The organism is Actinophytocola sp., from assembly GCF_036378875.1.
Lineage (GTDB): Bacteria > Actinomycetota > Actinomycetes > Mycobacteriales > Pseudonocardiaceae > Actinophytocola.
Genome location: NZ_DASUVO010000171.1, coordinates 104,155 through 125,196 on the forward strand (window position 1 = coordinate 104,155; position 21,042 = coordinate 125,196).

General features: G+C 69.3%; 22 protein-coding genes. 7 read left to right on the forward strand and 15 right to left on the reverse strand.

Annotation, left to right across the window (positions count from 1 at the left end; genetic code table 11):
- The first annotated feature begins 52 nt into the window (after positions 1-52).
- Together VF106_RS48355 and VF106_RS48360 are read left to right on the forward strand one after the other, a co-directional pair.
- Complete coding sequence (locus VF106_RS48355; RefSeq protein ID WP_330846881.1) at positions 53-634, forward strand: TetR/AcrR family transcriptional regulator; 582 nt, start codon at positions 53-55, stop codon at positions 632-634.
- 103 nt (positions 635-737) lie between these two features.
- The gene (locus VF106_RS48360; RefSeq protein WP_330846882.1) at positions 738-1,145 is read left to right on the forward strand and encodes a pyridoxamine 5'-phosphate oxidase family protein; all 408 of its coding nucleotides are present in this window, start codon (positions 738-740) and stop codon (positions 1,143-1,145) included.
- Positions 1,146-1,223: 78 nt separating this feature from the next.
- Here VF106_RS48360 and VF106_RS48365 read toward each other — a convergent pair whose 3' ends face one another.
- The 15 genes from VF106_RS48365 to VF106_RS48435 all read right to left on the reverse strand — a co-directional run bounded on the left by VF106_RS48365 (position 1,224) and on the right by VF106_RS48435 (position 15,621).
- Positions 1,224-2,192, reverse strand: a complete 969-nt coding sequence (locus VF106_RS48365; RefSeq protein ID WP_330846883.1) for an ABC transporter substrate-binding protein — start codon at positions 2,190-2,192, stop codon at positions 1,224-1,226.
- Positions 2,189-3,280 carry an ABC transporter permease gene (locus VF106_RS48370; protein ID WP_330846884.1) on the reverse strand — a complete coding sequence of 364 codons (1,092 nt, stop codon included), beginning with the start codon at positions 3,278-3,280 and terminating at the stop codon, positions 2,189-2,191. Before VF106_RS48370 ends, VF106_RS48365 begins: the two co-directional genes overlap by 4 nt.
- A 127-nt stretch (positions 3,281-3,407) precedes the next feature.
- Positions 3,408-4,178 carry an ATP-binding cassette domain-containing protein gene (locus VF106_RS48375; RefSeq protein WP_330846885.1) on the reverse strand — a complete coding sequence of 257 codons (771 nt, stop codon included), beginning with the start codon at positions 4,176-4,178 and terminating at the stop codon, positions 3,408-3,410.
- Complete coding sequence (locus VF106_RS48380) at positions 4,175-5,077, reverse strand: hypothetical protein (protein ID WP_330846886.1); 903 nt, start codon at positions 5,075-5,077, stop codon at positions 4,175-4,177. Before VF106_RS48380 ends, VF106_RS48375 begins: the two co-directional genes overlap by 4 nt.
- Positions 5,078-5,164: 87 nt before the next feature.
- Complete coding sequence (locus VF106_RS48385; protein ID WP_330846887.1) at positions 5,165-6,589, reverse strand: FGGY-family carbohydrate kinase; 1,425 nt, start codon at positions 6,587-6,589, stop codon at positions 5,165-5,167.
- Positions 6,586-7,581 carry a LacI family DNA-binding transcriptional regulator gene (locus VF106_RS48390; RefSeq protein WP_330846888.1) on the reverse strand — a complete coding sequence of 332 codons (996 nt, stop codon included), beginning with the start codon at positions 7,579-7,581 and terminating at the stop codon, positions 6,586-6,588. Before VF106_RS48390 ends, VF106_RS48385 begins: the two co-directional genes overlap by 4 nt.
- 139 nt (positions 7,582-7,720) lie before the next feature.
- Complete coding sequence (locus VF106_RS48395; RefSeq protein WP_330846889.1) at positions 7,721-8,674, reverse strand: 1-phosphofructokinase family hexose kinase; 954 nt, start codon at positions 8,672-8,674, stop codon at positions 7,721-7,723.
- Between the two features lie 116 nt (positions 8,675-8,790).
- Positions 8,791-9,351 carry an AAA family ATPase gene (locus VF106_RS48400; RefSeq protein WP_330846890.1) on the reverse strand — a complete coding sequence of 187 codons (561 nt, stop codon included), beginning with the start codon at positions 9,349-9,351 and terminating at the stop codon, positions 8,791-8,793.
- 25 nt (positions 9,352-9,376) lie between these two features.
- Positions 9,377-10,309, reverse strand: a complete 933-nt coding sequence (locus tag VF106_RS48405; RefSeq protein ID WP_330846891.1) for a hypothetical protein — start codon at positions 10,307-10,309, stop codon at positions 9,377-9,379.
- A 152-nt stretch (positions 10,310-10,461) separates the two neighbouring features.
- Positions 10,462-11,538, reverse strand: a complete 1,077-nt coding sequence (locus VF106_RS48410) for a magnesium and cobalt transport protein CorA (protein WP_330846892.1) — start codon at positions 11,536-11,538, stop codon at positions 10,462-10,464.
- A gap of 208 nt (positions 11,539-11,746) precedes the next feature.
- Positions 11,747-12,247, reverse strand: a complete 501-nt coding sequence (locus tag VF106_RS48415; protein ID WP_330846893.1) for a hypothetical protein — start codon at positions 12,245-12,247, stop codon at positions 11,747-11,749.
- Positions 12,248-12,573: 326 nt separating this feature from the next.
- Positions 12,574-13,632 carry a sulfate/molybdate ABC transporter ATP-binding protein gene (locus VF106_RS48420; RefSeq protein ID WP_330846894.1) on the reverse strand — a complete coding sequence of 353 codons (1,059 nt, stop codon included), beginning with the start codon at positions 13,630-13,632 and terminating at the stop codon, positions 12,574-12,576.
- Positions 13,629-14,435, reverse strand: coding sequence for a molybdate ABC transporter permease subunit (gene modB / locus VF106_RS48425; RefSeq protein WP_330846895.1), 807 nt, complete (start codon positions 14,433-14,435; stop codon positions 13,629-13,631). Before modB ends, VF106_RS48420 begins: the two co-directional genes overlap by 4 nt.
- Positions 14,432-15,223, reverse strand: coding sequence for a molybdate ABC transporter substrate-binding protein (modA, locus tag VF106_RS48430; RefSeq protein WP_330846896.1), 792 nt, complete (start codon positions 15,221-15,223; stop codon positions 14,432-14,434). Before modA ends, modB begins: the two co-directional genes overlap by 4 nt.
- A complete protein-coding gene (locus tag VF106_RS48435; protein ID WP_330846897.1) occupies positions 15,223-15,621 on the reverse strand; it encodes a TOBE domain-containing protein in 399 nt (132 codons plus the stop codon). Before VF106_RS48435 ends, modA begins: the two co-directional genes overlap by 1 nt.
- 465 nt (positions 15,622-16,086) lie before the next feature.
- Between VF106_RS48435 and VF106_RS48440 the strand changes: the two genes are divergently transcribed.
- From VF106_RS48440 to VF106_RS48460, 5 genes are all read left to right on the forward strand, one after another.
- Complete coding sequence (locus VF106_RS48440; RefSeq protein WP_330846898.1) at positions 16,087-17,160, forward strand: PLL family lectin; 1,074 nt, start codon at positions 16,087-16,089, stop codon at positions 17,158-17,160.
- Positions 17,161-17,294: 134 nt separating this feature from the next.
- The gene (locus tag VF106_RS48445; RefSeq protein ID WP_330846899.1) at positions 17,295-18,548 is read left to right on the forward strand and encodes a sensor histidine kinase; all 1,254 of its coding nucleotides are present in this window, start codon (positions 17,295-17,297) and stop codon (positions 18,546-18,548) included.
- Between the two features lie 11 nt (positions 18,549-18,559).
- Positions 18,560-19,207 (forward strand): response regulator transcription factor, encoded by a 648-nt coding sequence (locus VF106_RS48450; RefSeq protein WP_330846900.1) that lies wholly within the window; start codon positions 18,560-18,562, stop codon positions 19,205-19,207.
- A 65-nt stretch (positions 19,208-19,272) separates the two neighbouring features.
- Positions 19,273-20,478 carry an alpha/beta hydrolase gene (locus tag VF106_RS48455; protein WP_330846901.1) on the forward strand — a complete coding sequence of 402 codons (1,206 nt, stop codon included), beginning with the start codon at positions 19,273-19,275 and terminating at the stop codon, positions 20,476-20,478.
- 195 nt (positions 20,479-20,673) lie between these two features.
- The gene (locus tag VF106_RS48460) at positions 20,674-21,003 is read left to right on the forward strand and encodes a hypothetical protein (protein ID WP_330846902.1); all 330 of its coding nucleotides are present in this window, start codon (positions 20,674-20,676) and stop codon (positions 21,001-21,003) included.
- The last annotated feature ends 39 nt before the right edge of the window (positions 21,004-21,042 follow it).

Genomic DNA, 21,042 nt, shown 5'->3' on the forward strand with positions numbered 1-21,042 from the left:
CCATCCGGGCGGCCTCGTGCGGTCGTCGGGCGCGGACGCCGATACTGGCGGCATGACGACGCAGCCCACCCGGCGCCGAGCGGACGCGGAACGCAACATCGCTTCGATCCTGACCGCGGCGGGAGAGATGTTCGGCCGCGGTGGCACACCCGCGATGGGCGAGGTCGCCACCGCGGCCGGCGTGCGGCGGGCCACGCTGTACGCGCACTTCCCGTCCCGCGAGGACCTCATCGACGCCGTCGTGGAACGCGCGATGGTCGAGACCGACGCTGACCTGACCGCACTGCACCTGGAGCGCGACGCCGCGGACGTCGCGCTGACCCGGCTCGTACGCACGTCGTGGCCGGCCCTGGACCGACACCGCCGGCTGCGTGCCGTGGCACTGGCCGAGATCGGGGCCGAGCGGCTGCGCCGCCACCACGACCGAACCCTGCACCACCTGGAGCAGCTCATCGGCCGCGGCCAGTCCGAAGGCCGGTTCCGCACCGACCTCCCGCTCGACTGGCTGATCACCACGTTCTACGCGGTGCTCCACGCCGCCGCCGACGAGGCCGACGCGGGTCGGGTGGCCCCCACCGACGCTCCCGACCTGCTCGTCACGACCGTGCTGTCACTGCTCGCACCGCCTGAGTGACGGTCAGGGTCGAAGGACCCTGTTCCGTCCCGACCTTGGACCAGTTCGCGGCACACGCAACCGGGATGAGGATGTGCCGAGGTAGGTGTGGACAAGGGGAGACATGACCGAGACGCAGCCGCGAAGGTTGGGACCCGAGGAGAGGGCGGAGGCGCTCCGGCTGCTCGGCAGCGTGCCGTACGGCCGGATCGTCTTCACCGAACGCGCCCTGCCCGCGATCAGCCCCGTCAGCCACATCGTCGACCGAGGCGACGTGATCGTGCGCGTGTACGCCGAGTCGGCGGTCCTGCGTGCCATCGGCCAGATCGTGGCGTACGAGGCCGACCACGTCGACGAGAACGCCACAGTGGACTGGAGCGTCGTCGTGATCGGCGTGGCCGAGAAGGAGGAGCGCGCCGAGGAGATCGCACGCTACGACCCGCTCCTGACCCCGGCGCTCGCCCCGGGGACGACCCACCTGATCCGCATCCGACCCGAAGTGGTGACCGCCCAGCTGTCCACTACGCGATGAAGGAAGCCTTCCTCACCGTGTGTGTGAGGAAGGCGTCCTTCATCGCGAGCCTGGGGGCCGGCCACGGGCCGACCGGGGCTAGCAGCTCGACTTGTACAGCGCGGCCTGGCCTTCCGGGGTGTCCACATTGTCCTTGGTGACGATGGTGAAGCCCGTCTGCACGTCCTTCTCCGTCTTCTCGCCCTTCAGTGCCGCGATGGCCTGGTCGACGCCGACCTGGCCGATCTTGCCGGGCTGTTGTGCCACGAGGGCCTGCACCGTGCCGTCACGGAGCGCCTTCACCTGGTCCGGGCCGGCGTCGAAGCCGACGATCTTGACCTGGTCCTGCTTGTTCGCCTGGCGCACGCCGGTCGCCGCGCCCTCGGCGGAGAACAGGTTCGCCGCGAAGATGCCGACGATGTCCGGGTCCTTCTGCAGTGCCGCGGTCACGATCTGCGCGGCCTTCTGCGGTTCGTTCTGCGAGTACTGCACGCCAAGGTCGGTGTACTTCGAGTCGGCGGCCACCGCGTCCTGGAAGCCCTTCGCCCGCGCGTCGGTCGTGCTGATGCCGGGCTGCACGCTGACCACCAGCACCTTGCCGCCCTGTGGCGCCAACTGCTTGATGGCGTCGAAGGCCGCCTTGCCGCCGCCGACGTTGTCCGACGCGATGGCCGACGCCGCGATCGACGGGTCCTCGAGTGTGGTGTCCACCAGCACGACCTTGATGCCCTGCTTCGTCGCCTGCTCGATCGGGCGCTGCATGGCGGACACGTCGGTCGGCGCGATCAGGATGGCGTCCGGGCGGGCGGAGATCACCGACTGCAGCACCGGTGTCTGCAGTGTCGGGTCGAACTTCTGTCCACCTTGGATGTCCACAGTGGCACCGTTCTTCTTGGCCTCCTCCTCCACGGCGCAGCCCATGGTGATGTAGAACGCGTCGCCGGTGACACCCTGTACGAAGGCGAGCTTGTACGACCCGTCCGAACCCGAGCCGCTGCTCGATCCGCAGGCCGCAAGGAAGAGCGCCGACGCTGCCGCTATCGCCACAACCGTTGTGCGCTTGGTCATGGAGTTTCCTTTCTAGAGCCGCCGCCCCCGAACTGGGGGAGGAGTTTGGGGCGGGCGCGAGACCCGCGCAGTGCCGCCGCGCGGCGGGCCTGGTCGACGTACACCGCCGCGATGAGAACCCCGCCGACGACCACCTGCTGCCAGAACGGCTGGACCCCCAGGATCACGAAGCCGTTCTGCAGCGTCGACGGGATGAACAGGCCGATCACCGTGCCGAACACCGAACCGACACCGCCGAACAGCGAGGTGCCGCCGATGACGACGCCGGCGATGACGTTGAGGTTGGTGTTGGTCTGACCGGCGATCGTCGTCGACTGGAAGAACGCCAGGTTGAGGATGCCGGCGAACCCGGCGGTCAGCCCCGCCAGCGCGTACACCTTGATCAGGTGCCGGTCGACCTTGAGGCCCACCCGGCGGCCGGCCTCGGGGTTCGAGCCGATCGCGTACGTGTGCAGCCCGAACCTGGTGCGGTGCAACACCATCATGCCGAGCAGCACGACGACGAGCGCGACCACCGACAGCGTGGGCACCTGCCCGACGAGGTTGCCGAAGCCGATGTTGTCCACCAGGACGTCAGGGGCGTCCCGCAGGTCGATGCCGTCGGTGATGATCTGCGCGATGCCGAGGGTCGCGCCCATCGTCCCGAGCGTGACGATCAGCGGCGGCACCTTCAGTCTCGCGATGAGCACGCCGTTGAGCAGCCCGCAGAGCAGCCCGCACGCGCTGGCCACGCCGATGCCGAGCAGCGAAACACCCCAGCCCTGCCCGCCGGCCGCGACCATGACCTTGCTGGCGATCACCCCGCTCAGCACGAGCACACTGCCCACCGACAGGTCGATCCCGCCCGTGATGATCACGAACGTCATGCCGACGCCGAGCACCGCGAGGATCGACGTGTTCACCACGATGCCGCGGAGGTTGAACACGGACAGGAACGAGTTCGGCTCCAGCGCACCGAAAATGGCGATGATCACCGCGAGGATGAGCACGATCTGCAACGCCTGCAACCGAAGCAGCCGCTGCACCCGGCTCGCCGGCACGTCCTCGACGGCCGTCGACGACGCGCCACGCTGCGCGACACTGGTCATACTGTTCCGCCTCCCCGGGAATTAAATGTGCTGGTCGCCTTGGGGAAGGAGAGTTCTGTCTGGTCACGTACTTGTGACTGGTTCGCGTCACGTTCCCCTGAGGTGCGGCTGGGAAGCCCGGGGTCTTTCATGAACTGACACCTGCCCCGTTCTCAGGTTCTGTCGCGCCGGTCATCGCGCCCACCAACTCCTCCATCGACGTGCGTGCGGTGGCGAACGTCGCGACGCGCTGTCCCCTGCGCAGCACCTGGATGCGGTCCGACACCTCCATCACGTGCGGCATGGAGTGGCTGATGAACACGACTCCGATGCCCTCGTCGCGCACCCGCCGGATGAGGTCGAGCACGTTTCGGGTCTGTACCACGCCGAGCGCCGCGGTCGGCTCGTCGAGGAAGATCACCTTACTAGCCCAGGCCGCCGCCCTGGCAACGGCGACACCCTGCTTCTGGCCGCCGGACATGGAGCCGACCGGCCCGGACAGGTCGCGCACGGTGGCGCCGAGGTTGTCGAACGCGGTACGGCTGCCGGCCCGCATCGCCTTGGTGTCCATGAAACCGAACATGCCGAGCAGGCCGGGTCGCATGATCTCCCGTCCCAGGTACATGTTCTGCACCGGCGACAGGTGCGGGGCGAGCGCGAGGTCCTGGAACACCGTCTCGATGCCGAGGGCTCTCGCACTCGTCGGCGAGTTGAGGTGAACGAGGTTGTCCTCGAACAGGATCGTGCCCGCGTCCGGTGTCTCGATGCCCGACAGCAGGCGGACCAGCGTGCTCTTGCCGGCGCCGTTGTCGCCGATCAGCGCGACGACCTCACCCGCGTCGACGTCGAAGTCCGCTTCCGACAACGCTTGTACGTGCCCATAAGCCTTGCTGAGGCCTTGTGCGGCCAACAAAGTCATCGACGTGCCTCCCGCCATGGCCGGGCCCGGCCACTGACGGCGGCGAGGCAGTCGTCCAGCCTCGGTCGCGCAACGGTGTCCAGGAACTCCTGCCGCTCCTGCCCTTCGAGGCCGACGGCCTCCTTCCAGATCGCACGGCCGGCGATGAACCCGGACGCACCGCCCTCGTCGCACGAGATTCGCAGCACGTCCTGGAACTCCGCGAAAGCCACGCCAGCCGACAGTACCGCCCACGGACCGCGCACAGTGGACGCGATTCGCCGGCATCCCTTCGCAGAGCCCGGATACTCCAGTTTGAGCAGGTCCGGGCCGATCTCGTCGAGCTTGCGGGCCGCCTCCACGATGAGGTCCTCACGTTGTGACGGCGTCAGCGGTTCCTCGCCGGGCAACTGGTAGATGAGGTTCTCCACCACCGACGGCACTCCCGCCGCCCGGCAGTCCTCGACGACCGCCCGGACGACGTCCAGCACCTCCTCGGCGAGATCGGGCTGCCCGGTCAGGTGCGGGCGGCCTGGCCGCAGCTGCACCAGGAACTTCACCGCGTGGCCACCGAGATCCCGGACCCAGGCGGCGTCCTGCTCCGGCAGGCGCGAGGCCCTCGGCTCACCGTTGTAGTTCCCGCGTGACTCCGGTTCGGCGGCGACGAGCAGACCGCAGCCTTCGTCGAGCGCGCCGGCGTCGAGCACCGAGGGCACGCCGATCGTCGGGTCGAGGAGGATCCCGCTGGCCGCAGGCGTGAGCGCGCCGGCGACGTCCACTTTGGCCGCCCGCAGCGCTTCCGGGGTCGCGTCCTTCCCGACCGCCGCGAACATCCGGCGCAGCGTGTTGCGCTGGTCCATCGCGATGATCGAGAACACGCCGTCCTCACCGGCGATCGTGTCCAGGCTAACTGTGGTCACGGTTGTCCCGCCTCCCCGGAATTCAATGTGTTGGTTGCGTTGAGGACGGATGGTTCTGTTTGGTCACGTACTTGTGGCTGATGCGCGTCACGTTCCCCTGAGGTGCGGTTGCGAGCCGCGAGGGTTGGTACCGGGAGTGTCATGTGTTACTCCTTGGATGGGGGGTTCGAGGGCGGCCCGCCGCAACGGGTCCGCGAAGCTCAGGAACTCACCCGGGTTGCCGGCCGCGGCCCACGCCGCGAACAGGGCCGCGCCGAACGCGCCGGGCTGGGCCAGCGACGAGAACCGCAGCTCGGGCAGCAGGCGCCTCTTGGCCTCGCGGACGCTGGTCATCCGTGTCCAGCCGCCGGCCGCCACCGCGGCCCGGTGGACGCCGACGACGTCGTTCACGCCCCGCAGCAACGACTCGGTCACCTCGCTGATGTGTGCGAGCGTCGCAGACCAGACCGCGGCGGGGCTGGCCCCGTCGGACAGGGTCACGGTGACGTCCTCGTCCGTGCTGCGGGCGCCGGACACCGTGACGCGGCGCGGGTCGCCGGTCAGCATGTCCAGCCGGGCCCGGCCGGACGGGTCGTCGGCGCCGAGCATCGCGAGGACCCGGCGCATCACCAGCCCGGCCCGGATCCCGCCGATCAGCACGGACTGTCCATCCAGGACATGACGGCCGGCGTCGATGCCGCGCCCCACCAGCGTTTCCCGCTCGTCGTCGGTGAGCGGGCGCGGCACGGAACGCAGCAGCACGTCGGCGGTGCCGCACGAGTTGAACAGCTCGTGGTCACCGGTCGCGCCGACGCCGGTCGCGGCCACCGGATGGTCGTGCCCGACCACCGTGATCGCGGCGCCGACCAGCCCGGCGGGTACACCTGGCCTTTGTGCGACCACACCGGCGGAGTGCCCGGCCGGCAGCGAATCCGGCAGCAGCGAGCCGACGCCCAGAAGGGCGAGTGCCTCGGGCCACTGCTTTCCCGTGGCCTGGTCCAGCAGCCCGGTGCGGGACGCGAGCGACGGTTCGCTCACCCGGGCCGCGCCGAGCGAATGCGCCACGTACTCCGGGATATTGAGCCAGCACGCGCCTGGCGGCAGGGGATCGCTGCGCCACAACAGCTTTCCAATAGTCCATTGTGGACCAACGGGTAGGCCGGTGCGACGCGGGAACTCTTCGCGGAACACGGGGTCGAGCGCGGCCAGCTCGGCCGCACCCCGCTGGTCGTACCAGGCGATGACCGGGGACACCACCCGCCCCGCGCCGTCGAGCACCACGCCACTCTCCGCGAAGCCCGCCAGACCCAGTCCGATCGCCCGAACTCGTTGTCCCGTGGCGGTTTCAGCCGCGGTCAGTGCCGCGTCGATCGCGACGAGCGCGTCGGCGAGCAGTGCGTCGGCGGTGGTCTCCGGACCGTGCCAGGTGGTCCGGTCCCGCGCGAACCCGAGCTCCCGGCCGTCGGTGCCGATCACCAGCGCCTTGGTCTCGGTCGTGCCGATGTCGACCCCCACCACGGCATCCGTGGTCATGGCCGAACCTCCCCAGAACCACGCGGCACCAGGTGCAACGGCACGACGATGGTCGCTACCTCGGCCGCCTCGCCGGTCAGCCGTTTCATAAGCTGCTCCGCGGCCAGCCGGCCGATGGTCTCGGGCGGGTGGTCGATGACCGTGATGCCGGGCGTCACCGAGTCGGCCATCGGGAAGTCGCCGAACGCGACCATCGCGATGTCGAGCCGGTTGCGCCGGTGCAGCACCGGCACGACGCCCAGCGAGCACCGGGTGTTGGCGCTGAAGATCGCGGTCGGCGGCCGTGCCATCCCCAGCAGCTGCGTGGTGTGCGCGGCGGCGTGGCCGGTGTTGTCGTCCCTGCGGCACTCGAGGACGATCTCCTCGGTGATGCCGGCCTCGGCGAGCGCGACTCGGTAGCCGTCGAGCCGCAGCCGCGCGGTGTCCATGTCCGGCGCGTCGCCGATGAACGCGATCCGCCGGTGTCCGTGCGCGATCAGGTGGCCGACGGCCCGCGCCGCCGCGTCGCGGTCGTCGACGACGACCGCGTCCGCCTTCAGGTTGCGTGCGCGGCGGTCGACGAACACCACGGGGCAGGGGAGTGTCTGCACGTAGGCGTGGTCGGCGGACACCGGCGCCACGATGAGACCGGCGACCCGGCGCTGCGCCAACCCTTCCAGCACGGCCCTTTCCCGCTCCGGCGCCCGGTTCGTGCTCGCGACGATGACGGTGATGCCGTGCCGCAGGGCCAGCCGCTCGATCTCGCCGGTGACGCTGGCGAAGAACGGGTCGGCCACCGAGTCGATGACCACGCCGATGGTGTCGTCGGTGCCCTTGCGCAGCGACCGGGCCAGCGGATCGGGCTGGTAGCCGAGGTCGCGCACGGCCTGTTCCACCCTGGCCCGCGTCTCGTCGGACACCCGCGGGTCGCCGTTGATCACCCGGGACGCGGTCTTCGCGCTCGTGTTGGCGGCCGCGGCGACGTCGCGGAGCCGAACTCTGGGCCGGGTCATGACGGTTCCGCCTCCCCGGAATTCAATGTGTTGGTTGCGCCGGGGGACCGATGGTTCTGTTCAGTCACGTACTTGTGGCTGGTTTGCGTCACGTTCCCCTGAGGTGCGGTTGCGAACCATGGGGTTGACGCAGGGCGGGTCATGCCCGCGCTCCGATCGCGGCGAGCAGTTCCTCGACGCGTGCCGGGTCGACGCCTCCGGCGCGCACCCGCTCACACGACGCGGTCGCCGTCGCCACCCCACGGGCAGCCGCGCTGACCCAGCTGGTGGCACCGTCCAGCAGCGCGATCGCGACCCCGGCGACGAACGAGTCCCCGGCCCCGACGGCGCTGACCACCTCGATCGGCACGGTCGGGATCCACGTGACGTGGTCGCCCTCGGCGAGTGCCACACCCAGTTCCCCCGCGGTGACCGCGGCCCGGCGCGCGCCGAGCGACAACAGCGTGCGAGCTGCGGCCTCGGCGCGTTCGGCCAGGTCCGGTCCGGTGCTGAGCAGCAGGTCACCGGTATCCCCGCTGATCGCGGCCTCCGCCTCCTCGAGGTTGGGCGTCACCAGGTCGGGTCCGCTCGCGAGGGCCGCACGCAATGCTCCCGGCGCGGTGTCGACGATCACCGGCACCCCGGCCGCCCGCGCCGCCCCGACCAGCTCGCCGTACCCGCCGACGGGTGCGCCGGGTGGCAGACTTCCGTTGCACACCAACAGTTCCTGGCCGGGCAGCAGATCGGTCAGAGCCTGCCGGTAGCGGCTCCACGTGTCCTCGTCGATCGTGGTGCCCGGTTCGTTGAGCACGGTCGTGCGCTTGGTCCGCTCCTCCAGCATGATGATCGCCATCCGCACGTCGCCGGGCATCGGCACACCCACGACGTCGGCGCCCTCCGCGGTGAGCAGGGACAGCAGCCGCTCCCGGTCGTTGTCCGCGGCCAGCCCGACGAGGGTGGCGGTACGGCCGAAGGCACGGAGCACCCTGGCGACGTTGACCCCCTTGCCGCCCGCGGTGACCTCCACCTCGCGGGCCCGCAGCACGCTGCCGGCCACCACCTCGGCCACCCGCACGGTGCGGTCGAGACACAGGTTCGGCGTCGCGATGAGCACGGAAGCGCCCTCCAGAGGTAATCGATGTCACCAGCAGGTAATCGATGTCACGAGGTCGTAGGTAATCGATGTCACGAACGGGTGCGACCGAGGATGCGCCGTTTCGGCACGATGTGTCAAGACAGTGACGAGAAGATGTCCTCGACTTGTTGCTCGGTACCCGCCGTGGCGTCGACCGCGATGTGTTCGACCACCGGCGGCGCGAGCAGGGCGGTGTTGCCGGCGAACGCGGCGGTGTCGGCCAGCTTGCCGCGGTCCCGGGCCGCCCCACGCGCTCGCAACCGGCGCACCAGCTCGTCGGCCGGCAACCGCAACCACACCAACGCCGGCAGTCCACCCGCGTCACGCAACCGATCCCGCACGCCGTGCCACGCCCCGGGGTCGGTCCGCTCGCTGGTGAACGGCGCGACCAGCACGACCGGTGTCCCGACGCGCAGGTTGTCCACAGCCGTGGCGATGATGGCCTCGTAGCGCGCGTCCCGGGTGACGCCGGCGAGTGCCGGATCGTCGAGATCGTGGGTGCCGACGAGGTTTCCGACGACCGCGGTCAGTGCCCCCGCCAGCACGTCCTGGTCCAGGAGCGCGGCACGCAGCCGGGCCGCCACCGCACTGGCCAAAGTGGACTTTCCACTGGCCGGTGGGCCGGTGATCAGCAGGGCGGGTGGCTGGCTCTCCATGGCGGGCACCGTAACGCCCGCGCCATCACAGGGCCGGCACGACGGTCACGGTGTCCTTCAGCCGCAGCCACCAGCCGCGGTCGGGGTGATGGTCGAGGATATCCGCGGAGGCGAGGCCGCGCGGGAACTCGGGAGTCAGCAGGTTGCCGTCGGCAAGGCGCAGTATGCGCGGACGGCCGTTCCAGGTTCCTGTGCGGAAAACGGGTCGGAGGATGGCGTAGGCGCCGTCTGCGGTGAAGCGGGCGTCGATGCCGTGCTTCTTGGTGTCCTGCTTCCAGCCGGACTCTTCGTGGAGGCGGTGGCCGACGCGACCGTCCTGTGTCAGACGGACGCAGCTGAAGAAGTCGGTGCCTTTGGCCCACATGCTGCGGATCAGGGAGCCGGCCGAGCACACGTGCAGGGTGCCGCCGTGCAGGAGGGTGGCGCTGATGGACGCGCGAGGATCGTTGTCCTGGAGGCCGCCGAGGTCCCTGGGGAACTCGGTCGGGTCCAGCGCCCACGGAGCCGACTCCCACCTTGCCGTGCCGGCGGCGAGATCGACGCTCAGCGGGGCGGCATAACGCAGGTCGGCCATGAGCAGGCCGTCGGACAGCACCACGTGCCAACGCGCCTCGTCGGACACGGCGGCTCCCCCGTAGAGAATCAGCGGGGCGCCGCCGAGCAGATCGGCCCCACTGACGGGAATCGGCACGACCGGCCCGTCGGGCCCGGCGACGTGCACGGCGTGTTCGAGGTCCCGCACCACGACGACGCCACCGTCCGGATGGGCCAGCAGACTGGGTTCACTGTAGGAGTCCTCGTCGGGACGCTCGCCCAACCGGACGGTGCGCACCTCGTCCCGCCCCACCCAGAAAAGCGCGTCCTGGTCGTCTTTCCCCGTGCCCAGCAGGACCAGGTCGCCACCCCGCACCGCGGTGTACTTGTGGGCAAGCGCATCAGGCAGCGTGAACCGGGACACGACGATCACCCTAACCGGCCGGGCTCATTTGCCCGGTGCGGTGCCCATGCCCAGCGCGATCTGCACGGTGACCAGACTCAGCCACGCGAGCACGAAGGCCAGTAGCCAGAACGACGGCCTGGTCAGCCTCGACACGAGGACACTCTCCCTGTTCAGAGCCATTTGTTGCGGGTGAAGATCCGGTGCAGGATCAGGCACACCACGACGATCACCGCCATGATGATGGGGTATCCGTACTTCCAGTGCAGCTCGGGCATGTGGTCGAAGTTCATGCCGTAGATGCCGGCGCCCATGGTCGGGATGGCGAGGATGGCCGCCCACGAGGTGATCTTGCGCATGTCGCTGTTCTGACGCAGCGAGATCTTCGCGAGGGTCGCGTTGACCAGGGTGGTGAGCAGCTCGTCGAAGCTGGCGACCCGTTCGGCCACCGTGGTGAGGTGGTCGTCGACGTCACAGAAGTAGGAGCGGACATGGTCGGGGATCAGGGGTGTGTGGCCTTCCGCGAGCCGTCGTAACGGGGCGGCCAGCGGCATGACGGCTCGGCGGAGCTCGACGATCTCCCGCTTCATCAGGTACATCTGTTCCGCGTCGAGCGAGCTGTCCGGCGCGAACACCATCGACTCGACGTGATCGATGTCCTGTTCGAACGCCTCGCTCACCGCGACGTAGTTGTCCACGACCAGGTCGGCGATCGCGTGCAGCACGACCGCCGGTCCCATGCGCAGCCGCTCCGGGTCGGCCTCCAGCTCACTGCGCAGCCCGGCCAGCCCGGAGTGCTCGCCGTGGCGGACGGTGACGATGAAGTCCTTGCCGAGGAAGGCCATGATCTCGCCACTCTCCACGATCTCGTTCGCGGTCGTCGGCGACTCGTGCTCGACGTAACGGACCGTCTTGAGCACCATGAACAGGTTCTCCGCGTAGCGGTCCAGCTTCGGCCGCTGGTGTGCCACCACCGCGTCCTCGATCGCCAGCTCGTGCAGCCCGAACGTGTCGGCGATTCCCTCGATCTGCCGGGCACTCGGCTCCAACAGTCCAATCCAGACAAATCCGTCGCCCCGGTCCCGGACCTCGGCGATCGCCTCGGCATAACCGCACTGCCCCGGCAGTCTTCGACCATCCACGTAGACCGCGCAGTCCACCACCGACGGTGGTTGCGACACCTTCACCGGCGGCACGTTCGCATACCCAAGGGCGCGGCGAATCCGGCGCCGCACGGGCAGCCTCGACATCGATCCCCTCCTCGCGCAGGCGTGGGTCGCCCCCGAGCCGGCCGACACCAGCCGGACCCGGGTAGCCAACCATGAACACCTACCGAGCGCCGAGGATCGGGTGAGGAACGTCGCGTGCGAGGGCGGACCGGTCCGGTGGACCGGTCCGCCCGAGTTCTGGGTTAACGTCCTGAATGTCCTGTTCGGGGCGTCACGCCCTCATTGGTGGTCAGCACGCTCCGCGCACGTTGGGCAGCAGGCACCCTGTGGTGAACGTGCCGGCGATCGGTTCTGTGACGTTGTTGGTCGTGTCGGTGATCGCCACGTTCGTGTAGGACGCGGACGCGAGTTGCCGGCTCTGTCCCGACGGGCAGGTGAAGCTGCCCGGTCCCGGTGGGCTGATCGTGAGCGATGCGGTGATCGAGCCGTTCTTCCCCGACGTGAACGTGCCGGTCTCCGACACCGGTGCGGTCACGGTGGTCTTGTTGGCGGCGCTGGGGTTGGATCCGCCTCTGTTCACGCAGACGTAGGTGGCTGTCGCGTCCGCGCTGGCCACGTAGTCGATCTGTGCGTTGTTGCCCAGCCCCGCTTCCTTGAACGAGACCGTCAGCTCCGTGCCACTCAGGCTGGCCGACGCCCGAAGGAAGTGCGGACTTTGGGCGTTGGCCGGCAGTGCGAACGCCACTAGCAGTAGCAGCGGCGTACACAGAAGTACTAATAGTCGTTTCATGGATCTCGCCAACTTTCGGCATTTTGTTCCGTGTTGTTTGGCGCTGGTATGCCAAACTGTGGCAAGTCGTCGCGCGGCTCCCACGCGTGTCCCCGAGGCACGCGGACATCCAGTGCTCATCCCGAATTCCAACATCCAAGATGAACCCGCGAGTTTATACCCAGTGCGCAGCCCTGACCAGGCAAGTCACGCAGTGGGCCCAGTCGTTTCCGATTGGTGTGCGTCCGCCGCGATGGCTCTGTCTACAGTGGATTCAAGTGGTCGATTTGGTGCACGCTGAAGGGCCGTCTATCCGTGACCACAGATTACGTAGAACCGATCATTCATCAGGTGGGGTAGGTGGTGGTTTCGGTCGCTTTGACCGTTGCGTACAGCGGTGTCCCGGGGGCGAGGTGGAGTTCGGCGACGGTGGCGGGGGTGACGTCGGCGAGGACGGGCGGGGCGCCGTCGAGGCGGACGCGGACGGTGTGGGCGTGCTGCTCGATGTGTGTGACGGTGACGGGCCAGCTGTTGCGTGGACTGCCGGCGGGTGGTTCGGGGTGCAGGCTGACGGCCCTCGGCGGGAACGCGACGTGCACCGGCCCCGTGGCGGGTTCGGCGACGGTGAACTCGCCGCCGGTGTCGCTGTCGAGGGTGACTGTGGTGCCGTCCGCCGTGCCGCGGTACAGGTTGAGGCCGACGAGCTGTGCGACGTAGTCGGTGCGGGGTTGGCGGGCGACCTGAGCGGGCGACCCCTGCTGCACGACCGCCCCGTGTTCGACGATGACGAGCCGGTCGGCGAGCACCATGGCGTCGAGCGGGTCGTGGGTGACGAGCAGCGTGTGGCCGGGGTACTCCCGTAGGTGGCGGCCGAGTTCGGCGCGGATGTGCACGCGGGTGCTGGCGTCGAGCGCGGCGAGCGGCTCGTCCAGGAGAAGCAGGCCGGGTTCGGTGGCCAGTGCTCGGGCGAGCGCGACGCGTTGGGCCTGACCGCCGGACAGCGCACGGGGCCGCTTGTGTCGATGCCCGTCGAGACCGACCTTGTCCAGCCACGCCTGCGCGGTGGCGCGGGCGTCGGCGCGGGACGCGCCGCGGGCACGAAGCCCGAAGGCCACGTTGTCGAGCGCGGTCATGTGGTTGAACAGCAGATAGTCCTGGAACACCACGCCGATTCGCCGGTGCTCGGCCGGCACGAACACGTTCGGCGGCAGATCCCAGACCTCGTCGCCCAGCCGGACATGCCCGCCGGTGATGGGAAGTAGCCCGGCGAGCGCACGCAGTGCCGTGGTCTTGCCGGCGCCGTTGGGGCCCAGCAGCGCGACGACCTCGCCCGGGGTGATGGTCAGCTCGAGTTCGAGGCGGAACCCGGAGTCGCGGGTGACGGTCAGGTCGGCGTGGAGGGTCATGACGGGGTGCTGATCCAACGGTCGCGCAGGCTGACCAGGACGGTCACGGACAGCAGCAGGAGCACGATCGACAGGACGATCGCGGCGCCCGGATCGGTTTCCAGCGCGAGGTAGACGGCCAGGGGCATGGTGGTGGTCTTGCCGGGGAAGTTACCCGCGAACGTGATGGTGGCGCCGAACTCGCCAAGGGCGCGGGCCCAGCACAGCACCGTGCCGGCCACGACACCGGGCGCGACCGCCGGCAGCGTGACCCGGCGGAAGGTCAACCACCGGGACGCGCCGAGCGTGGCGGCGGCCTCCTCGTCGCGTGGGTCGGCCCCGCGCAGGGCGCCTTCGACGGAGATGACGAGGAACGGCATGGCCACGAAGGCTTCGGCCAGCACCACCCCGGAGGTGGTGAAAGGCAGGGAGATGCCGAACCAGGCGTCGAGGTACTGGCCGACGAGCCCGCGCCGGCCGAGAACCAGCAGCAGCGCCACCCCGCCGACCACCGGCGGCAGCACCAGCGGGACGGTGACCAGCGCGCGCAGCACTCCCCGGCCGGGCAGGTCGCTGCGGGCCAGCAGCCAGGCCAGCGGGACGCCGAGCACGAGACACACCAGCGTGGCGAGGCTTGCGCACACCAGCGACAGGGTCAGCGCCTGCCCGACCTCCTCGCTGAACAGCTGATCGGTCAGCGTGGACCATGGCGCGCGCACCAGCAGCCCGGCCAGCGGGACGACGAGGAAGGCCAGTCCGAGCAGCGCGGGCAGGACGAGGACGAGCGGAAGCCGCCCTCGCCGTGCCCGTACGCGTGTGGTCACGGCGCGCCGAAACCGGCCTTGGTCAGGACGGCCTTGCCCTTGTCGGAGAGCACGTACTCGACGAACGCCTTCGCCCCGTCCGGGTTGGGCGCCTTCGCGCACGCGGCGATCGGGTACTCGTTGACGGCCTTGTCGGCCTCGGGGAACTCGATGCCCTCCACCTTGTCGCCAGCGGCTTTGACGTCGGTCTTGTACACCAGGGCCGCGTCGACCTCACCGAGGGAAACCTTGGACAGCACGGCCTTGACGTCCTGCTCCAGCGTGTCGGGGGCCGGGGTGATGCCGGCGGCCTCGAAGACCTTCTTGGCCGCCGCGCCGCACGGCACCTGCTCGGCACACAACGCGATCTTCAGATCCGCCTTGGCGAAGTCGGCGAGCCCGGTGATCTTGCCGGGGTTACCGGCCGGCACGGCGATCTCGAGGGTGTTGGTCACGAAGGTGACCGGGTCGTCGGTGATCGCGCCGGTGCCGGTCACGTCGGTCATGTTCTTGGGTGCTGCCGAGGCGAACACGTCGGCCGGAGCGCCCTCGTTGATCTGCTGCGCGAGCGCCGAACTGCCGGCGAAGTTGAACGTGACCTTCGCGTCCGGGTTGGCGGCCTCGAAGTCCTTGCCGAGCTGGGTGAACGACCCGGTCAGCGACGCCGCGGCGAACACGGTGATCTCCCCGCTGACCGCCGCCCCGCCGGTGCTTCCCGCCGCCGACGCGCCGGTGTCGCTGGAGCCGCACCCAGCCAAGGTCAACACGGCGGCCGACACGAGGGCGACGGCACGTAACGAGCGGGACATCACGCCTCCGGGATCTCGACGACAACATGGGTGGACTTGATCGAGGCGACAGCGACGCTGCCCACCTCGAGACCGAGTTCGTCGGCGGCTTCCCGACTCATCAGCGACACGATGCGGAACGGGCCGGCCTGCATCTCGACCTGGGCCATGACCCCGTCCTTGACCACGCCGGTGACGATCCCCTTCATCCTGTTGCGTGCGGACCTGGCCACCGTGGCCCCGGACTCCGGCGCCTCAGCCTGCTGCTGCACGAACGCGGCCAGCTCGCGTCCGTCGACCGCCATGCGGTTGTTGTCCCCCTGCACCACCGGCAGCCGCCCCTGATCGACCCAGCGACGTACGGTGTCGTCGCTCACGCCCAGGAGACTGGCCGCCTCACTGATCCGCAGATTCGGCATGCTCCGCAGTCTAGCTCCGCAAACGCGGACAGTCACCCTCGTGTGCGACCGCACCGACGGTGCTGTCCGGCACGTCGCGACCGAGACGCCAGGCCGGTGCGCGCGGGAACAGAATTCAACCCAAAAGGCTGACCCGGACATGTCCGCGCCGGTAATCATCGACGCAAATCATGCATGACAAGGCGGACATATCCGTGGTCGATTGATTACCCGCCCCGCGTCGAGTCACTCGATCAGGGGTTCTTTGTCAACCGGAACGGGTAATTGTGTAGGCGACTCGTGACGCGACAGGATCGCTACGTACTGTCACACCAAAAATGATCGACGTAAATCGATCACGGCAGACGGACTGGAAATAGCAGAATGACGAAACAGAATGTCCAGCCAGGGTCATTTGAAGATGAGAGATCGCTGCTAGGAAGGTCGGTTGACCCGTACGAACCGGTTGTTCGGCGCCGCCGCGTAATGGGTTTCCTGGCGGCACTGGCGATGGTGACGACGCTCGGCACCACAGGCGTCACCTCCACCGCCGCGGTCGCGCAGGAAGAGGACACGGCGGCCGCACCGGTCGGCCGGCTCGAGGTGTTCGCCCGCGGCGGCGACAAAGGACTGTGGCACATCTGGCAGACCGCGCCCAACAACGGCTGGTCCGGCTGGGGTCCCCTCGGCGGCAAGTTCGACCTGCTCGAAGTCGGACGCAACCAGGACGGTCGGCTCGAGGTGTTCGTCCGTGGTCTGGACGGCGCCCTGTGGCACAAATGGCAGTTGTCGCCCGGCGGCGGCTGGTCCGGCTGGGCCTCGCTCGGCGGTTGGGTCGATCGCATCGCGGTGGGGAACAACAAGGACGGCCGGCTGGAGGTCTTCGCCAGAGGGTCGGACAACGCCCTGTGGCACATTTGGCAGACGGCGCCGAACAATGGTTGGTCCGGGTGGGCCTCGCTCGGCGGCTTCGTCGACCAGATCGCCGTCGGCAACAACCAGGACGGTCGGCTGGAGGTCTTCGTCACGGGTGGGAACAGCGCCTTGTGGCATATCTGGCAGACGGCGCCGAACAATGGTTGGTCCGGGTGGGCCTCGCTCGGTGGCTGGATCAGCAAGCTGGCCGTCGGTAACAACAAGGACGGCCGGCTCGAGGTCTTCGCCATTGGCATGAACAACGCCTTGTGGCATATCTGGCAGACGGCGCCGAACAATGGATGGTCCGGCTGGGCCTCCCTCGGCGGGTGGATAGACCAACTCGCCGTCGGCCGGAACAAGGACGGCCGCCTGGACGTCTTCGCCAGGGGTTCGAACAACGCCCTGTGGCACATTTGGCAGACGGCGCCGAACAACGGTTGGTCCGGCTGGGCCTCCCTCGGTGGGTGGATAGACCGGCTGGCGGTCAACTCGAACCAGGACGGCCGCCTCGAGGTCTTCGTCCGGGGTAGCGACAAGGCCGTGTGGCACATTTGGCAGACGGCGCCGAACAACGGTTGGTCCGGCTGGGCCTCCTTCGGCGGCTGGGTGGACGAGATCGACACCGCTCAGAACGCGAACTGACGCTGCCGCGGTCGGCGCCGGAACCATGCGTCCGGCGCCGACCGGTGGAACCGGTACGGGTGTGGAAAATCCGAACCACGGGTTCGGGTGCCTGTCCCATCGCGTCGTGGCGGCGAAGTTCCTACGGTGGGGCCATGGTGACCCGGGGGTGGCGCGTTGTCGGCGGTGTGCTGGGCGCCCCGTTCGGGCGGCGGGAGCGTGGTGAGTTCGGGGTGGCCCTGCTCGGCCTGCTCCCGGGGGTGTTCGGCGGGCTGTTGACGCTGGCGTTGCTGGCCGCCGGCGCGGTCTTGTCGGTGGTCAACATCGGGTTGTTGGTACTGGTGGTGGTGCTCGGCGGCGTCCGCCGCCTTGGCGGGTTTCACCGCGGGCTGCTGGGCTGGCTGTTACAGGTGCGGATCGCACCGCCGCCACGAGAGGGCCGGATCGGTCTCCGGCGCCGGCTGACCAGCCCGGACAGCTGGCGGACCGTGGCATACGTGCTGCTGAACACCCCGCTGTCGGTGCTGCTGTTCGCGGTGCTGGTCGTGCTTCGGTTCTACGGCTACGCGTTCCTCACCTACCCGCTGTGGTGGTGGCTGGTCACTGACGGGGACGTCCTGGCCGACAACTGGGCGTTGGCGTTCGGGGCGAGTGTGGTGGGGATCGTGGTGCTGGGGTTGTCGACCTGGGGTGGGAGCCGGCTCGTGGCGCTCGTTCTCGTGGCGGCGCGTGCGTTGCTCGGCCCGGCTCCGCTGTCGGCGCGGGTGCGGGCACTGGAGGAGACCCGAGGACTGGCGGTGGCGGATTCCGCGGCCGCGCTGCGGCGGATCGAGCGAGACCTGCACGACGGGGCGCAGGCACGGCTGGTCGCGCTGGCCATGTCGTTGACCATGGCCAGGGAGAAGCTCGACGAGCAGCGGCCGGACCAGGCCAGATCGCTGATCGACACGGCTCTGCGGGGCGCGGAGACAGCCATTCGGGAGCTTCGCGAACTGGTACGCGGCATCCACCCGCCCATGCTCGACCTCGGTCTTGCCGAGGCGTTGGAGAGCATGGTCGCCGACAACACGCCACCTGTGAGCGTGGATGTCGAGCTGCGGCAGCGCCCGTCGCCGGCCATCGAGACCATCGCGTACTTCTGTGCCACGGAGCTGATCACCAATGCCACCCGCCACAGCGCGGCCGACGAGATTACGGTTGGCGTGCGGCAGGAGGGGGAGCGGCTGGTGGTGGCGGTGCGGGACAACGGCCGAGGGGGCGCGGTCATCGGCGCCGGCAGTGGTCTGGTCGGGCTGGTGAGCCGAATCCGGCCGGTGGACGGAGATCTGGCGCTCGACAGCCCGCGGGGCGGACCCACCACGGTGACGGTTCGGTTGCCGCTGGCCGGTCTCGTCGACAACCCGGCGTGAAGGGAGGCGACGTGCGCATCGTCATCGCCGAGGACGCGGTGATCCTGCGAGACGGGCTGGTTCAGCTGCTCACCGACCGCGGCCTGGCGGTGGCCGCCGCGGTCGGCGACGTCGAGTCGCTGTATGCCGCGGTGGCCGAACACAAACCGGACGTGGTCGTGCTGGACATCCGGATGCCACCGACCTTCACCGACGAAGGGCTGCGGGCGGCGGTGGCGTTGCGGGCACAGCGTCCCGGTCTTGGGGTGCTGCTGTTCTCCCAGTACGTGGAGGTCCGGTACGCCACCGACCTGCTGACCGGGAACGCCGCCGGCGTGGGTTACCTGCTCAAGGAGCGGGTGATCGCGGTGGACGACTTCGTCGACGCGCTGCGTCGGGTCGCGGCGGGCGGCACGGCACTCGACCCTGAGGTGGTGTCCCGGCTGCTGGCGGGCAGGCGGTCCCAGTTCGGGCTGGAGTCGTTGTCCCCTCGGGAAAGGCAGGTGCTGGACCTGATGGCCCAGGGCCACACCAACGCCGGGATCGCGCAGGCGCTGGTGATCAGCGACCGGGGAGTGGAGAAGCACGTCAGCTCGATCTTCACCAAGCTCGACCTGCCCCGCACGGAGGGGCAGCACCGCAGGGTGCTGGCCGTGCTGCGGCACCTCGGGGTGGGGTGAACCCGAACCGCATTTCTGGTGGTGCCACCATGGTTTTGGCGAACGGGGCGGCCGAGCATGGTGGCATGCCTTCTCTTCGCATGTATGGCGTTGTCGTGGCGTCGGTGTTGGCCACCGTTGCCGGCCCCGCACAGGCCAGTGAACCCGCCGCGGTTCGCGTGAGCCTGCCCGCACCGAGCGGGCCGCACCAGATCGGCACGGTGTCGCTGCACCTGGTCGATCGTTCCCGGCCCGATCCATGGGTGCGGTCGCAGCCGTACCGCGAGCTGATGGTCAGCGCCTGGTACCCGGCGGCGTCGACGCGCGGGCACCGGCTCGCGCCGTACATGGCGCCCGAGGCGGCCGCGTTGTTCGACACCACGCGGGCAACCGACTTCGAGATCCCGGCCGGTCGGGTGGACTGGGCGGGCACCCGCACGCACGCCTACGAGGGCGCCCCGATCGACCGGCGCGGTGGGCGGCGGCCGGTGCTGGTGTACTCGCCCGGTGCCGGCGACCCGCGGACCTGGGGCACCGCGCTGGTCGAGGAGATGGCGAGCCGCGGGTACGTGGTGCTGACCATCGACCACACCTACGAGTCGCCTGCGGTGCGGTTCCCGGACGGGTCGGTGACGGGCAACGAGCCGGTGATGGCGGAGCTGCGGCAGGCCGTGCAGGACGGCGCCGTCCCGGCGTTCCTGAGGAAGCTCCTGGACGTGCGCGTCGCCGACGCGCGTTTCCTGCTGGACCGGCTCCCGTTCCTGCCGCGCGGGCTGTCCACAGTGGTCGATAACCGCCGGGTGGGGTTCCTCGGACAGTCCGCCGGCGGGATTCTCGCCGCCGAGGGCATGTACGAGGACCGGCGGATCGCGGCGGGCATCGACATGGACGGCACGCTGGAGTTCAACCAGGAACCGAACGGGACGAACCTGATGCCCGTGGCCGCACACGGTCTTGACCGGCCGTTCATGCTGATGGGCCGGGAGGGCAGCGACCACACGACCGAGCCGTCGTGGCGGGCGTTCTGGGCGCACAGCACCGGCTGGCGCCGTGACCTGACCCTGCGCGACGCCCGGCACCAGAGCTACACCGACCTCGAGTCGATCCTGCCGCAGACCGGGTTGCCGCGGGAGGTCGTCGAGCAGGCGATCGGCACCGCGGACCCCGACCGCGCGGTGGCCGCCGTGCGTGCCCACGTCGCCTCCTTCTTCGACCGCTGGCTACGCGGTCGTGACGACCACCTGCTGGACGGCCCGTCACCGCTCTACCCGGAGATCGCCTTCGTCGGCTGATCCGAGCCACGGCGAGGCCTTTCTTCTTCCCGGTATCGTTGGGTGAATCATTCACGCCGTCCCCTGTGCGGACCCGCGCAACCTCTCCTTTCCCTTGTGGACTCCCCTTGTCCACCGTGGACGTTCACCGTATGCCTGGGTCGGGGTTCGGAGCGGGAGGACCCTTTGGCCGTCGCACGTTTTCAGATCGTCGCGGTGAGTAGGACATCCACGACTGTCGACTTCACCTGGCGGTTCCTGTCGGCCAACAACCGGAGCATGGCCAGATCGGTGCCGACCTTCACCGACGCGGACGCCTGCCTGGCGGCCATCCGCGACCTGCGCGACCGGCTGCCGAACGCGGTCGGCACCACCGTGCGGAACGGGTCCGGCAAGTGGCTGTGGCGGATCAGCGCGGAGGAGTTGGACCTCGCGACGTCCGGCATCCGCTACGAACGGCGGCTGCGTGCCAGGCTGGCCTGTCAGGCCTTTGTGGATCTGGTGGCCACCGCCTCCGCCGACGCGGTACAGGTTGTCTGGTTCTGATGCCTCGGCGGCGGTTCGTCCCCTGTTCACGCGCCGCTC